The 13298-nt window shown below is 43.6% G+C and carries 13 protein-coding genes; 9 read left to right on the top strand and 4 right to left on the bottom strand.

Annotated elements, in window-relative coordinates:
- Positions 1–20: 20 nt before the first annotated feature.
- The 6 genes from RIN70_RS06615 to RIN70_RS06590 all read left to right on the top strand — a co-directional run bounded on the left by RIN70_RS06615 (position 21) and on the right by RIN70_RS06590 (position 5765).
- Positions 21–218, top strand: coding sequence for a DUF3272 family protein (locus RIN70_RS06615; RefSeq protein WP_049518722.1), 198 nt, complete (start codon positions 21–23; stop codon positions 216–218).
- Between the two features lie 207 nt (positions 219–425).
- Positions 426–1688 carry an ABC transporter permease gene (locus RIN70_RS06610; protein WP_313790469.1) on the top strand — a complete coding sequence of 421 codons (1263 nt, stop codon included), beginning with the start codon at positions 426–428 and terminating at the stop codon, positions 1686–1688.
- A gap of 6 nt (positions 1689–1694) precedes the next feature.
- Positions 1695–2336, top strand: a complete 642-nt coding sequence (locus RIN70_RS06605; RefSeq protein WP_031575592.1) for an ABC transporter ATP-binding protein — start codon at positions 1695–1697, stop codon at positions 2334–2336.
- Between the two features lie 12 nt (positions 2337–2348).
- Positions 2349–3725: an ABC transporter permease gene (locus RIN70_RS06600; protein WP_313790468.1), complete on the top strand. Its 1377-nt coding sequence runs from the start codon at positions 2349–2351 to the stop codon at positions 3723–3725.
- Positions 3726–3795: 70 nt separating this feature from the next.
- A complete protein-coding gene (locus tag RIN70_RS06595) occupies positions 3796–4449 on the top strand; it encodes a response regulator transcription factor (RefSeq protein ID WP_009731294.1) in 654 nt (217 codons plus the stop codon).
- Positions 4446–5765, top strand: a complete 1320-nt coding sequence (locus RIN70_RS06590) for a sensor histidine kinase (protein WP_313790466.1) — start codon at positions 4446–4448, stop codon at positions 5763–5765. The genes RIN70_RS06595 and RIN70_RS06590 overlap by 4 nt, the downstream gene beginning before the upstream one ends.
- Before the next feature lie 190 nt (positions 5766–5955).
- On the opposite strand, the gene RIN70_RS06585 is transcribed toward RIN70_RS06590, so the two are convergent.
- Positions 5956–6645, bottom strand: coding sequence for an ABC transporter ATP-binding protein (locus RIN70_RS06585; RefSeq protein WP_313790465.1), 690 nt, complete (start codon positions 6643–6645; stop codon positions 5956–5958).
- Between the two features lies 1 nt (position 6646).
- Positions 6647–7750 carry an ABC transporter permease gene (locus RIN70_RS06580; RefSeq protein WP_313790464.1) on the bottom strand — a complete coding sequence of 368 codons (1104 nt, stop codon included), beginning with the start codon at positions 7748–7750 and terminating at the stop codon, positions 6647–6649.
- A 527-nt stretch (positions 7751–8277) separates the two neighbouring features.
- On the opposite strand from RIN70_RS06580, the gene RIN70_RS06575 reads away from it, so the two are divergent.
- The 3 genes from RIN70_RS06575 to RIN70_RS06565 all read left to right on the top strand — a co-directional run bounded on the left by RIN70_RS06575 (position 8278) and on the right by RIN70_RS06565 (position 11203).
- Entirely contained in the window at positions 8278–9225 is a 948-nt protein-coding gene (locus RIN70_RS06575) for a cell wall-binding protein (RefSeq protein WP_272144538.1), read from the top strand.
- Positions 9226–9606: 381 nt separating this feature from the next.
- Positions 9607–10560, top strand: coding sequence for an N-acetylmuramoyl-L-alanine amidase family protein (locus tag RIN70_RS06570; RefSeq protein WP_272144537.1), 954 nt, complete (start codon positions 9607–9609; stop codon positions 10558–10560).
- A gap of 139 nt (positions 10561–10699) precedes the next feature.
- Positions 10700–11203 (top strand): hypothetical protein, encoded by a 504-nt coding sequence (locus RIN70_RS06565; RefSeq protein ID WP_272144535.1) that lies wholly within the window; start codon positions 10700–10702, stop codon positions 11201–11203.
- A 117-nt stretch (positions 11204–11320) separates the two neighbouring features.
- On the opposite strand, the gene birA is transcribed toward RIN70_RS06565, so the two are convergent.
- Together birA and RIN70_RS06555 are read right to left on the bottom strand one after the other, a co-directional pair.
- The gene (gene birA, locus RIN70_RS06560) at positions 11321–12256 is read right to left on the bottom strand and encodes a bifunctional biotin--[acetyl-CoA-carboxylase] ligase/biotin operon repressor BirA (RefSeq protein WP_313790463.1); all 936 of its coding nucleotides are present in this window, start codon (positions 12254–12256) and stop codon (positions 11321–11323) included.
- A 14-nt stretch (positions 12257–12270) separates the two neighbouring features.
- Entirely contained in the window at positions 12271–13278 is a 1008-nt protein-coding gene (locus RIN70_RS06555; protein ID WP_313790462.1) for a LacI family DNA-binding transcriptional regulator, read from the bottom strand.
- Positions 13279–13298: the final 20 nt, after the last annotated feature.

Raw genomic sequence — 13298 nt, 5'->3', positions numbered from 1 at the left:
AATCATGGTAAAATAATTTTATGAATAGAAAACAATTTGCAGTGATAGCAGTCTTTACTGCTATGGAGACTTATTTTTTCAATGAAGCGACCATGGCGGGTCAAATGCTCTTTGCATGTTTTTGGGCCCTCTTGATCTTGCGCAATCTCCAGACGGCCTATATGGTGGAGAAGATTGCTAGTGCCATTGAAAAAGAAATTAACAAGAAAAGAAAATAAAACCTTTGAAAAGGAATCCTTTTTCAAAGGTTTTTTTCTATGGCTATAGATAAAGTGACTCTAAACGACTGTTCAGTTTTCCTAGATTTTTCTAGGAAATTTTTTCTATTTCATAAACATTTCACATTTCTTTTCTATAATAACTATATCAAATGATGAAAGCGCCCATATTGCATTGCTGTGGGCTTTGAAATGGAGGGTGAGTTCATGCTCTTACAACAGGCAATCGCCTATATTTCTCGAAAAAGAACGAGGAATCTGGTCCTCTTTCTGATTCTCCTCTTGATCCTCTCTTGCTTGTATTTCTGTTTTTCACTGATGCAAGTAGGAGGAAGGCTGGAGGACCATATCAAACAGTCGGCTGGGACCAGCTTTGCCCTGACCAGTAAGCAGGGGGCTACTCCCTTTGCTCTGAAAGAAGCTGAAAAGGTGCAGCAGCTAGCTGGAGTTGGATCTATGGTTCCTCAATATGAAAGTCCCGTTCGCATTCTTGATAAAGAAGCGGTGACGGGACAGCAGTCGGTGGAGCGAGACGATTTGGGGCAGGAAGCCAAGCAAGCGCTAGGCGCTGTCTTTACCCAGAAGACAGACCAGCACCTAGATTTCCGGAGTAACAGTTTCCAACTGGTGCAAGGCAAGCACTTATCCGACAAGGCTCGCGGCCAGATCTTGATCCACCAAGAGTTGGCTAAGAAGAACAAGCTAAAGGTCGGAGATTCCTTGACCTTATCTAGCTTTCAGATGGGAGAGACTCCTGCCAAAGAGCAAACCTTTAAAATCGTTGGGATCTTTTCGGGTAAGAAACAGGAAAAATTCACAGGGATGACCTCTGATCTGAGTGAAAACCAAGTCTACCTCCCTTATGAGGATGCGGCTAAGCTCTTAGGGCTCAGTCAGCAAGAAGTGACCCAGGTCACCTTTGGGGTCAAAGATCCTGAGAAAATCGATGCCATCTTGAAGCAAGTCAAAAGCTTGGATCTGGATTGGCAGTCTCTGCGCGTGGTCGAAGATCGCAAAGCCTTTGACCAGATGAAAGAATCCTCTCAGACCTTAGAAGGCCTGGTACGGATCATGATGATCGTCCTTCTGGTGACGGGAGCCGGTGCCCTATCTCTCTTACTCAGTCTCTGGACACGGGAGCGGATCCATGAAATCGGCGTCCTCTTATCCATTGGGAAGAGCAAGGGCCGGATTTTTGGACAGTTCCTCTTAGAAGTGGTGCTGGTATCCTTACTAGCACTGATCCCGGCCTTTCTCATCGGGCGGATGATCAGCCATCGTTTCTTAGAGCAATTTGTCGGACAGACCGGTCAACAGCAGACTCTAGACTTGCTTCATCAAATCCCTCAAGGCCTTTCCTTAGGAATCGCCTATGCTAGCCTCTTGTGCTTGATCCTTCTGTCGCTCGGTGTAACGACCAGCATGATCTGGCGCAAGACCCCAAAAGAAATATTAACAAAAATGAGTTAAGGAGAAATGACATATATGCTAGAACTCAAACATGTATCCTATAGTTACCAAAGCTACCAAGAAGAGATCTTCTCAGACGTGAACTATCAGTTCAAAAATGGGACTTTTTACAGCATTATCGGTCAGTCTGGAGCAGGGAAATCAACCCTCCTATCCCTCTTGGCTGGTCTGGACAATCCCAAGAAGGGACAGGTTCTCTTTGATGGGGAGGACATCCAGACCAAAGGGTCTAGCTACCACCGCAAGCACCATGTCTCCCTGGTCTTCCAGAATTACAATCTAATCGATTATTTGACGCCACTGGAAAATGTCCGTCTGGTTAACAAACAGGCTGGGAAAGAGATTCTCTTGGAATTGGGATTGGACGAAACGCAAATCAAACGCAATGTCCTGCAATTATCTGGAGGACAACAACAGCGGGTGGCCATTGCGCGTGCGCTCGTTTCAGAAGCACCTGTCATCTTGGCAGATGAGCCGACAGGAAACTTAGATGAACAGACAGCCGGTGACATTATTGCCATTTTGAAGAAGTTGGCCAAGGAACGCCAAAAATGTGTCATTGTCGTCACCCACAGTAAGGAAGTGGCAGAGGCCTCCGATGTGGTCTTGGAATTGAGTCGCCGTAGCCTCGTTGAGAAGAGCAAGTAAGGAGGGAATGCTATGTTGCGAAATGCTTTTGCTTATATCACACGTAAATGGCCCAAGTCTCTCTTGCTCTTTGCCATCATTCTCCTCATGGGGACCTTGAGCTTGATCGGACTCTCTATGAAAGGAGCGACCCAAAAAGCTTCATCGGAAAGCCTGGGATCCATCACCAATAGCTTCTCCATGCAGATCAACCGCAGGACCAATCCAGGAACCCCTCGGGGAGCTGGGAATATCAGAGGAGAAGATATCGAAAAAATCAGCCAGGTAGAGGGGATCACCTCCTCCATCAAGCGGATCAATGCCATCGCAGATATCCTAGACCACGAGATTATTGAGACTGAAGAAACCCTGCAAAATCAATCTCCAGAGCGGGCCAAGCACTTTAAGAATACCTTGATGGTGACAGGGGTCAATGACTCTTCTAAAGAAGATAAGTTTGTCTCTGGAGCCTACAAGCTGGTCCAAGGAGAGCACCTGACGGATAAGGACAAAAACCAAATCCTCATGCACGAAGATTTGGCGAAAAAGAATGGTCTCAAGGTGGGCGATAAGGTGCGCCTCAAGTCCAATCTCTATGATGCTGACAATGAAAAAGGGGCTAATGAAACTGTCGAAGTAACCATTAAAGGTCTGTTCTCAGGGAAGAACCAAGCTCCTCTAACTTACGCCCAAGAATTGTATGAAGATACCCTCATTTCTGACCTAGATACAGCTGCCAAGCTCTATGGCAATACTGTTCAAACAGCTACTTATGAGGATGCGACCTTCTTTGCCAAAGGGGATCAAGACCTCGATAAATTAATCGAAAAAATCAAAGCCTTGGATATCCCATGGAATTACTATGACCTAGTCAAGAGCTCTTCTAACTACCCAGCCTTGCAAAAATCGATCAGCAGTATGTTCCAAGTGGCGAACTACTTGTTTATCGGTAGCCTCATCTTTGCTAGCTTGCTTCTCACCCTTCTCCTCGTCTTGTGGCTCAATGCCCGTCGCAGAGAAGTTGGTATCTTGCTGGCTCTAGGACTCTCCAAGGTGCAGATTGCGGGGCAATTCGTGGCAGAATTAATCATGATTTCCATCCCAGCCTTCCTCCTCTCCTATGGAGTCGCAGGTCTTCTTGCCAAAGGAGTCGGAGATACGGTGCTTAAGAACGTAACCAGTGGCATTGCTAAACAAATGGCTCAAGAATCCTCTGCAGCCAACCTTGGTGGAGGAGCTGAGGCAGAAAGCTTCAGTAAGACCCTGACTGATATCCATATGGATATCCAACCGAGCCAATTGTTGGTGATTGTCTTGGTCGGTGGGTTGCTCTTGATCCTGGTATCCATCCTTTCTTCACAATGGCTCTTGCATAAGAAACCAAAGGAACTCTTGGTGGATGTCGAATAAGAGATTGTTTCCTAAAATAGAAATAGGGTATAATAGGAGGTAGAAGAAGTTCTTAGATAAAGGAAAGTGTATGAAGATACTAATCGTAGAAGATGAAGTCCTGATTCGCGAAGGGATGAGCGACTATCTCATGGAATGTGGCTATGAGGTCTTTGAAGCAGGCGATGGGCAGGAGGCCCTGGACCTCTTTCACAGAGAAGCGCCAGATCTGGTCTTGCTGGATATCCAGCTCCCTATCCTCAATGGCTTGGAAGTGCTCAAGACCATCCGGAAGACCAGCTCAGTCCCTGTCCTCATGCTGACGGCCTTCCATGACGAGGACTATAAGTTGACGGCTTTTGGAGAGTTGGCGGATGGCTATCTGGAAAAACCCTTCTCCTTGTCCCTCTTGAAGGTCCGCATCGAAGCTATTTTTAAAAAGCTCCAGCCTTCCCGGGTCTTCACCTATGGAGAGGCACGGGTGGATTTTGAGAGCTATACAGCCAGCCTAGCTGGGCAAGCCATCTCCATGAATGCCAAGGAGTTGGAAATCTTGGAATACTTGCTCCAGCATGAAGGCAAGGCCCGGACCCGCTCTCAGATCCTCGATGCCGTCTGGAAGGAGACAGAGGAGATTCCTTTTGATCGGGTGATCGATGTCTATATCAAGGAACTACGAAAAAAACTAGAGCTGGACTGTATCGTAACGGTACGCAATGTCGGCTATAAATTGGAGAGACCATGACCAAACGAAGTATCTTTGCAAAGATCTTTCTGATCACCTTTGCCCTATTTAGTGGCTTAGTCATCCTTCTACACGCTTCGGTTTACTTTATTTTCCCCTCGACCTATATCGAGTCCCAGCGCCAGACGATTTTGAAGAAATCCCAGGCCCTGGCCAAGAGTTTCCAAGGCCAGGAAGAAGGAACCATTGAGTCGGTCATTGACCTTTATTCCAAGACCAACGATATCAAGGTCTCGATCAAGGGCAAGGAAAAACAGAATGCCCTAGAGGTCAAGGATGACCTGCTCCTGAACCCTAACAGTCAGAACAATTCCCTGGTCATTGAGGAGCGAAAGATCCAGACCAAAGAGGGAAAAGACTTGACCTTGCAATTCTTAGCAACCGTCGATTCGCAAAAGGAAGCGCGGGACATCAGTCTGGGCTTTCTTCCCTATAGTCTTCTTGCTTCCTTTGTTCTGTCAGTGATTGCCTCCTATCTCTATGCCCGCCTGATTTCTGCTCCGATCCTTGAGATCAAGCAGATGACCAAGCGGATGAAGCGCTTGGATCGGACAGCCAGTCTTCCCATTCACTCGCAGGATGAGATCGGCGTTCTCAAGCAACAGATCAACGACCTCTATCACCATCTCCTAGAGGTGATTGACAATCTAGAGCAGCAAAAACAAGAAAATCTGAAGTTGGAGCAGATGAAGGTCGAATTCCTACGGGGAGCCTCGCATGAGCTCAAGACGCCTCTGGCCAGCTTGAAGATTATCCTAGAAAATATGCGGGATAAGATCGGCCGCTACAAGGACCGGGACCGCTATCTGTCGGTCTCCCTCGATATCGTCGATGAGATGAACCAGATCGTCCTAGAAATCCTGTCCCTGTCCTCTGTCCAAGAATTGGCCGGAGACAAGGAATGGATCCAGTTGGATCAGGTCGTAGAGCAGATCCTCGACCAGTACAAGGTCTTGGCTCAATCTCGCTCGCTCATGATTGACAATCAGATCCCAGTCAAACCAGTCTATATGAACCCAGCGATTCTAAAATTGGTTCTCTCAAATGTTATCAGTAATGCCGTCAAACATTCGGATACCGGTGGTGAGATCCAGCTCCGTCTCGAAGAGGAAGGGACGCACTTGGCGATTGAAAATACCAGCCAGGAAATGGTAGAGATCGTTGAGATGCCAATGACCGCTAGCCGCCAGAAGAAGGAAGGTGGTCTGGGACTCTTTGTGGTCCAACACTTGTTAGACCATGAAGAACTGGCCTACCAATTTGATAAAACGGCTATGGGCCTACGCTTCCGTATGGAACTGCCCAAAGATCCATAAGAATAAAAAGAGGCTGGGACAAAAGTCCTAGCCTCTCAATTATTTTTGGATTGTTGAGCAAGACGCAGTGGTTGAGTGGGCTCTACTACGCTGATTTCATCAGCTTTTACAGCCCTACTCAACTGTGCGGAGGTGGGACGACGAAATCGAATTCTAACGAATTACCGATTTCTGTCCCACTCTCTTGTATTTAATCAACCTTTTCTACCTTAAGCAATTGGCCATGTTTTAATTCATAAATGGTATCCACATAGGTCAGGATGGAACGGTCATGGGTCACCATGATAGCGCTCTTGTTTTTAGATTTGACTTCTTTTTGGATCAACTGGGCGATTTCTTGTCCCCGATCCGGATCTAGGCTAGCCGTTGGTTCATCGGCCAAAATGACCTGCGGATTTCCGATGAAGGCGCGAGCGATGGCTGCCCGTTGCTTTTGTCCACCGGACATCTGATTCGGATATTGGTGGTAACAAGTTTCGATGCCAAGATCTGCCAGCAAGGCTTTGACTTCCTCTTGGCGTTTTTTCTTGTCCTTCTCCCCTTTTAATTTGGCCACCAGTTCTAACTGGTCACCGATTTTCATATAGGAAAGGAGCTGGTGATCCTGAAAGATAAAGCCGAGTAATTCCAGCCGTTTTTTCGTCCACTGGCCTTGGTTGAGTCCAGTCAAGTCTTGGCCGGCGATGCGAATCCGCCCCTCGTCCGCTGATAAAAGCAAGCCAGCGATGGCTAAGAGTGTGGATTTACCAGATCCTGATGGACCCAAGATGGCGACAAATTCGTTGCGTTCGACGCTTAAATTAAGCTGGTTGAGGACATGGTGCATCTGGCTACCATCGGCGTAGGATTTTCTGATATTTTCTAATGCAATAATGGCCATCTTATTCTCCATTTCCACCAATGACTTCGATTGGATCTACTTTTTTGATTTTGACAAGGGACAAGGCACCACACAAGATAGAGGTCAGGATAAAGCTAACCGAGATGGTGAGGTTGTCTTTCAGGGTCATAAAGGAAGGGACGCTATTGGGTAAAAATGGCGCCATCATAGTTGCCAAGCCAAGTCCCAGCAACACTCCGATGAGGGAGATAATGGTGAGCTGGGATAGTTGGACATAGGTAATCTGGCTCATGGACATGCCAATGGCCTTCAAGACGCCGAACTGTTTCAACTTCTGCAAGGTGAGGATATAGAAGAAAACCCCAAGGATAGCAGAAGAAGCGAGTAAGAGCACCCACGTGATCATCCGTAGCGTCAGGTTTTGAGCCTTGTAGCCAGGGATTTTATCGATTACTTGCTTCTTATCCGCCACCATCAAGTTGCTGGCTAGATCGCTAGAAGGGATGCTTTTCTTGGTCACAAGGGTTTGGGCTTGCCATTGATAGCTTGGATCTGTTTTTTGTCGCATGCCTGTGTAGGTATCCGAGCTGATAAAACCAATCTCGCTGTAGCCGTATTTGGCATTTTTCGCGAAGGCCACGACCTTGAGTTTTTGCTTAGAAGTTTTGTCGATCACTTGATCGCCGATTTGGATTCCCTCATCCTCTTTGAAAGAATGGTCCAGAATGATCTCGTTTTTCTTTAAGTCGGAGATCTTGATGTCAGTATCTTCCATGATTGGATTGAGGATCTCTTTTTCGTTATGATCGGTCGCGAAATAGGTGATATCCAGGGTGTTGGAATCCTCTGATTTTGAGACGGTTGCCCGCTGGATCGACAAGCCAGAATAGTCCATCCCTTCTATCTTGTTAATCTCATCTAAATCTTTCGCCGTAATAGTTGAAAAAGGGATAATCCCTTCTGAATCCGTCGAAAGGATGTAGTGCAGCGACCCATAGTTCTCGATTTGGGCGGATACTGAACGGCCCAGTCCATTTGTCAGGCCGGATAAGAACACCACCATAAACATGAGGATGGTAATGAGGAGTTCAATCAGGATAAACTTCTTGGGTTGGTATTTAATTTCATTCCATGCGATTTTCATATTCGTTCTCCTTTTAGCAGGGAGGTGCTCGAGCAGGGTTGCTAGCACCTAAACATACTCTACCATCATACCACAAGTGGGGGGATAATAGGGGGATGGTGTTTGGTAGAGTATGAAGGGATCAAAAATTATTGAATGATAAATAATGAAATTATATTTTTCTAAAAAAAGAAACGATTTCCGAAAAGTTGAGAGTTTGTTATGATGAATATTCAAGACTTAATTTAAGATTTTTAAAATTTTATTATTTTTCAAATTACTAGTTTTAGGGAATTTCGCAATCGATAAATAAACAATTGATAGATAAGTCAGATTGTATTTGACATTAAATGGACATTGGCAATGTTTTGGAAGAAAATAAGTAGAGGAGTAAGTGCCTCTGTTGTTATAAAAAAATGTGAGAATTTTTTTAGTTTGTCCTTAAATTCATTGATAGTAGCTCTCCTTATATTCACACATTATTTGATTTAGAGAAATAAACATGCTACAATGAAAGCGTATACAAAAAACATAAGGAGGAAATGAAAATGAAAAAAACAACTAAGTTTTTGCTAGGTGGTGCATTAGTAATATTGTTTTTAACTCCAGTATCTCAAGTTAAGGCTGATTGGCATCAAGATAATGTTGGTTGGTGGTATTCACTAAACGATGGTTCTTATTATAAAAACACGGAAGCTAAGATTAACGAGAAGTGGTATAAATTTGATGACAGAGGTTATATGATGACCGGCTGGCAGCTAATATGGGAGCGTAATGATAGTAATTATGGGATTATCAAAAACTGGTCTTATTTTGATCCAGTAAATGGTGATAAAAAACTGGGCTGGCAAAATATAGATGGAAAGTGGTATTACCTTACTAAAGACGGGGCACTTATGGGTAATCAAGACATAGATGGGAAATATTATTATTTTGATCCTGTTAATGGTGATATGAAAACGGGTTGGCTATCCGAACAACAAAATTCAAATACAATTTGGAATTATTTCGACCCTGAAAGTGGAGCCAAAGTAGAAGGTTGGCAAAACATAGATGGTAAATGGTATTACTTTCCTCAATATTATCATGCAGTAACTGGTTTCTGGAGTATAGATGGAAAAGATTATTATTTCGACCCGATTAATTGTGATATGCAAACAGGATGGGTATCTAAACAATACAATTATGGGACAGAAAAGTTGTATTTCGACCCTGTAAGTGGAGCCAAAGTAGAAGGTTGGCAAGAAATAGATGGGAAAATGTATTACTTTGGTTGGAATGGGGCATTGAAACGGCATCAAAGAATAGATGGAAAAATGTATTATTTTGATCCAGATACTTATGAATTGAAGATAGGCTGGATTGAGGCGTTGGGAAACAAATATTATGCAGATCCTAACGATGGTGGGGCACTTGCAACAAATAAAACTTTAGTTATAGATGGTATTTCATACACATTCGATTACAATAGCATTCTTATCAATAATGCGCCTTAACTGGTCAACACCTCAAAAGTCAATTTTTTCTAACTTTTGAGGTGTTTTTAACTATGAAAAAGAATTACATTATACAATCAGAGTGAGTTATTTGGTAGTTAAGAAGCTTCATTTAGATCCTTACTTATAGCTAGTCTTTGATAAAACTAGTTGCTAAACTTTTGATAATTTCTAAGTACGTAGGGAACGTTATTTTTAAAACTAGCTTTTGAGTTCTCTTCCAGATGACATTTTCTCTTATTTTATTTAAAAACGTACAGTGACAGACTTTATATTTTATTTGGTGATTACGACCTCACTCTATCCACACATTATTTGATTTAAAGTAATAAAGATGCTACAATGAAAGCGTATACATCTGGTGATATAAGGAGGAAAAAAATGAAAAAAATAACTAAGCTTTTGTTAGGTGGTGTATTAGTAATATTTCTTTTAGCTCTAGCATCTCAAGTTAAGGCTGATTGGCATCAAGATAATATTGGCTGGTGGTATTCAACAAATAATGGATCTTATTATAAAGATACATTAGCTTATATTGACAAAAATGTTTATAGATTTGATGAAAGAGGTTATATGATAACCGGCTGGTATTTAGAGGAGCATAGGGAGACTAATGGTAGCCTATTCAAAGACTGGTCTTATTTTGATCCAGTGAGTGGAGCCCGATTAAAGGGGTGGCAACAGATAGATGGTAAATGGTATTACTTGTATTCATATTGGATAGCTAGAGGTAAGCAGATTATTGATGAAAAAAAATATTATTTTGATCCTGTTAATGGTGATATGAAAACAGGTTGGATATCTACACCAGGTCTTAATGGTACAAATTGGTCTTATTACGATCCAGTAAGTGGAGCCGCATTAAAGGGGTGGCAACAGATAGATGGTAAATGGTATTACTTTGCAGACTATTCTGTTCATAATCATGCATTAAAAGGATTCAATAATATAGGTGGAAAAGAATATTATTTCGATCCAGTTAATGCCGATATGAAAACAGGTTGGATATCCCGACAAATTGATGTTAAAAAATGGTATTATTATGACCCAGAAAGTGGAGAACGACTGTTAGGTTGGCAAGACATAGATGGGAAGAAGTATTACCTTACATCAGAAGGGGCATATTGTGGTTATACTTATACTATAGATGGGAAACTTTATAATTTTGATCCAATTACTTGCGAATTGAAAACAGGCTGGCTTGATTTAAACGGATTTAGACGTTATGCAGATCCAAATGATGGTGGTGCATTTGCATCGAATAAAACTTTAATTATAGACGGTGTTTCTTATACATTCGATAGTGGTGGTTCTGTTATCAATAATGAGCCTTAATATATCAACACACCAAAAGTTAAAAAAATATAACTTTTGGTGTGTTTTAATTATGATAATAACGAACCACCCTCGCGGTGGTTTGTGCTATACTAGACATACATTGAAGCGGAGCTAGAAAAGACGTGAGGAAAGGAGGATGTCTGTGCTAAAAAAGGGATTGATCTTTCTATTGTTAGGAATGACTGTGTTAGTAGCTTGGCTTCTCTTTGTTCCGGATAAACAACCAGCTCCAAATTTTTCATCTAAAAATAAAATTGAATTGCTGGCAAGAATACTTGATCATCGTAATGCCAATGCCATTAGAGAAGCTGGCTATGGGATTCCTTCAGACGCAGAGATCAGACGTGCGGGTGGCATAGACCATCTGGAAATGGATGGGGATTTGAAATGGATGGTACGAGTACCTAGTCCAGATGATAATAAAATCTGGATTACCTCTTCAACGATCATTGAGGGTGAAAAAATAGATGCAGCCTTTTCATTAGATAAAGAGTGGGTATTACTACATGCTAGTTATTTCCATACGGAGAAAGATGGGACCACTAACCGAGTTGGGGTCAGTGATTCTCAGCAAACAGAGCTCCTAGAAAAAGTGCAAACAGAATTAAATCGCTTTGTAAAAAAATGGAGCAAGAGTTAAAGCCGTAACTAGTTATGGATATCTTAAAAAGAATGAAGTTCCGTAGTTTTTGGGTAGAAGGAGCTTTCAAAATAGATCAAAAAAACCACCCTCGGGTGGCTTTTTCTATACTTATTTTCACCATTTCGTCAATGAGATTTCTCCACTGTTGAGCCAGATTTCTTCTTGATTTTCTAACTGGACCAAGAGTTGGCCGGTATCGGAAATGTCTTTGGCGAGGCCCTGATAGGTCTGCTGGTTCTGCTCAAAGGTGACAGTTCGTCCTAAGACCAGGGAGCGCTCTTTGTAGAGGTAGACCAGTTCATCGATATCCGTATGAAGAAATTCTCTCCAAATCTCGCTGATGAGGTCATTTCGGGTGATGGGACAAGGGCCTTCAAATAAGGAACCAGCCTTGCTTTCTAGCTCATCTGGAAAAGTAGAGATAGCCAAATTGAGACCGACTCCGATAATGACATCCGTGACAAGGCCAGTCTCGATGGATGTGATAGCTTCGGTTAGGATTCCCCCAATTTTTTTATGGCGATAGTAAATATCATTGACCCATTTGATATCGACATCGATCAGGGTCAGATTTTTAATAGCCTTATAGATGGCTCCTGCGACCATGAGGGTATAAGGGGGGAGCTCCGCAGGTGGGAGTTGGGGCTTGAGATGAAGAGACATATAGATGCCGCCTTGATCGGGAGAGTAGTAGTCGCGACCAAAGCGGCCCTTTCCGGCAGATTGGGACTTGGCCAGGTAGAGAGCATTACCCTCTTTATGGGCTTCCATGCCTAATTTTGCGTCCAATTGGGTGGAGCTGCATTCTTCATTCAAGGACACGGTCAACTGGGTATTGCTTGCGATGACTTCAGGAAGAAGAATATCGCCTGAGACCAGTCTATAGCCCTTCTTTTTTAGGGATTCGATGACGACCCCATCTTTTTCCAGGCGCTGAATGGCCTTCCAGATGGAGGTGCGGGAAACGCCTAATTCTTTTGCCAACTGTTCCCCGTTAACATAATCATCTGCCTGAGAAAGAGTTTGAAAGAGGATTTCGTGTGTTTTCATAAGACTAAGACCTCCTAGCGACTGCTGTCTCGAATCGTCAGTTTGGTGGCTAATTTGACCATGCAGGGAACACTTGGTTGACTCCCTTGAAAGGTCTGCCGCAACATCTGAATGGCTTGCTTGCCCATTTCCTCTGTGTAGACGGTCACTGTAGAGAGGGCCGGAAAGACATACTTAGCAATCGAGGTATCATTGAAGGAAATGAGACTGACACGATCAGGCACAGCGATTTGGTGCTCCTGGAGGGACCGAAGGGCCCCGACAGCTATGGCATCACTGGCCATGAAAAAGGCAGTTGGTAAGTCGTCGCCCAGTGATTGAATCAGCTGCTCCATCATCTGATAGCCTGACTCAGTTGAGAACTGACCGACAGCGACAAAGCGCTCCTCATAAAGCCCTTTTCCCGTGAGAAACTGTTGAAAGACTCGTTGACGAGGATCCATCTGAAGCGGTGTCGCATCTGCGGTCTCTTCTTGACCAACCAAGAGTCCGATCTCCTTGTGATGATGCTCAAGGAAATGCTCGAGAGCGGTGATAACAGAATCTTCTAAATCTGTCGTCACGCAAGAATGCCCCAGATAGAGGGTATTGCTATCGACAAAGATCAGGGGTTTGCCGTAGCTTTCTAGATCTTGAATGGTCTTGGGACTGAATTTTCCAAGAGCAATAATGCCGTCTGCTTCCTGAATCAAAGACCAATCGTCTTTGTTGAAGATACGAAAGATCTCATAGCCTAATTCCTGGGCTTGTTTCTCCAAGCCCATCCGAATGGCATAGTAGTAGAGGTCCTCTAATTCTTCTTCGCGCGTGTACCATTCAAAGATGACGATTTTATGAGAATCTTCGACTGGTTGAGGCGCTGTTTTGCGGCTTTTCTTTTGGTAATGCAGGTCCTCAGCGATGCGAAGAATCCGACTGCGAGTGTCTTCACCAACCGATAAGGTCGCATCCTGGTTGAGGACGCGAGAGACCGTTGCCTGAGAAACGCCTGCTTTTTCTGCAATGTCTTTAATCGTTGCCATAGTTCATCCTTTATTGCTTA

This window comes from Streptococcus parasanguinis (assembly GCF_032163505.1).
Taxonomy (GTDB): domain Bacteria; phylum Bacillota; class Bacilli; order Lactobacillales; family Streptococcaceae; genus Streptococcus; species Streptococcus parasanguinis_V.
Note: the sequence above shows the minus strand (reverse complement) of the source record. Positions and strands in the feature narration are given on the sequence as shown.

Excerpts from the sequence above, each read along its gene's own strand:
- RIN70_RS06610 (WP_313790469.1), top strand. The coding sequence starts at position 426 with ATGCTCTTACAACAGGCAATCGCCTATATTTCTCGAAAAAGAACGAGG.
- RIN70_RS06600 (WP_313790468.1), top strand. The coding sequence starts at position 2,349 with ATGTTGCGAAATGCTTTTGCTTATATCACACGTAAATGGCCCAAGTCT.
- RIN70_RS06565 (WP_272144535.1), top strand. The coding sequence starts at position 10,700 with ATGTCTGTGCTAAAAAAGGGATTGATCTTTCTATTGTTAGGAATGACT.
- RIN70_RS06580 (WP_313790464.1), bottom strand. The coding sequence starts at position 7,750 with ATGAAAATCGCATGGAATGAAATTAAATACCAACCCAAGAAGTTTATC.
- RIN70_RS06590 (WP_313790466.1), top strand. The coding sequence starts at position 4,446 with ATGACCAAACGAAGTATCTTTGCAAAGATCTTTCTGATCACCTTTGCC.
- RIN70_RS06570 (WP_272144537.1), top strand. The coding sequence starts at position 9,607 with ATGAAAAAAATAACTAAGCTTTTGTTAGGTGGTGTATTAGTAATATTT.
- RIN70_RS06575 (WP_272144538.1), top strand. The coding sequence starts at position 8,278 with ATGAAAAAAACAACTAAGTTTTTGCTAGGTGGTGCATTAGTAATATTG.
- birA (WP_313790463.1), bottom strand. The coding sequence starts at position 12,256 with ATGAAAACACACGAAATCCTCTTTCAAACTCTTTCTCAGGCAGATGAT.
- RIN70_RS06605 (WP_031575592.1), top strand. The coding sequence starts at position 1,695 with ATGACATATATGCTAGAACTCAAACATGTATCCTATAGTTACCAAAGC.
- RIN70_RS06615 (WP_049518722.1), top strand. The coding sequence starts at position 21 with ATGAATAGAAAACAATTTGCAGTGATAGCAGTCTTTACTGCTATGGAG.
- RIN70_RS06595 (WP_009731294.1), top strand. The coding sequence starts at position 3,796 with ATGAAGATACTAATCGTAGAAGATGAAGTCCTGATTCGCGAAGGGATG.
- RIN70_RS06585 (WP_313790465.1), bottom strand. The coding sequence starts at position 6,645 with ATGGCCATTATTGCATTAGAAAATATCAGAAAATCCTACGCCGATGGT.
- RIN70_RS06555 (WP_313790462.1), bottom strand. The coding sequence starts at position 13,278 with ATGGCAACGATTAAAGACATTGCAGAAAAAGCAGGCGTTTCTCAGGCA.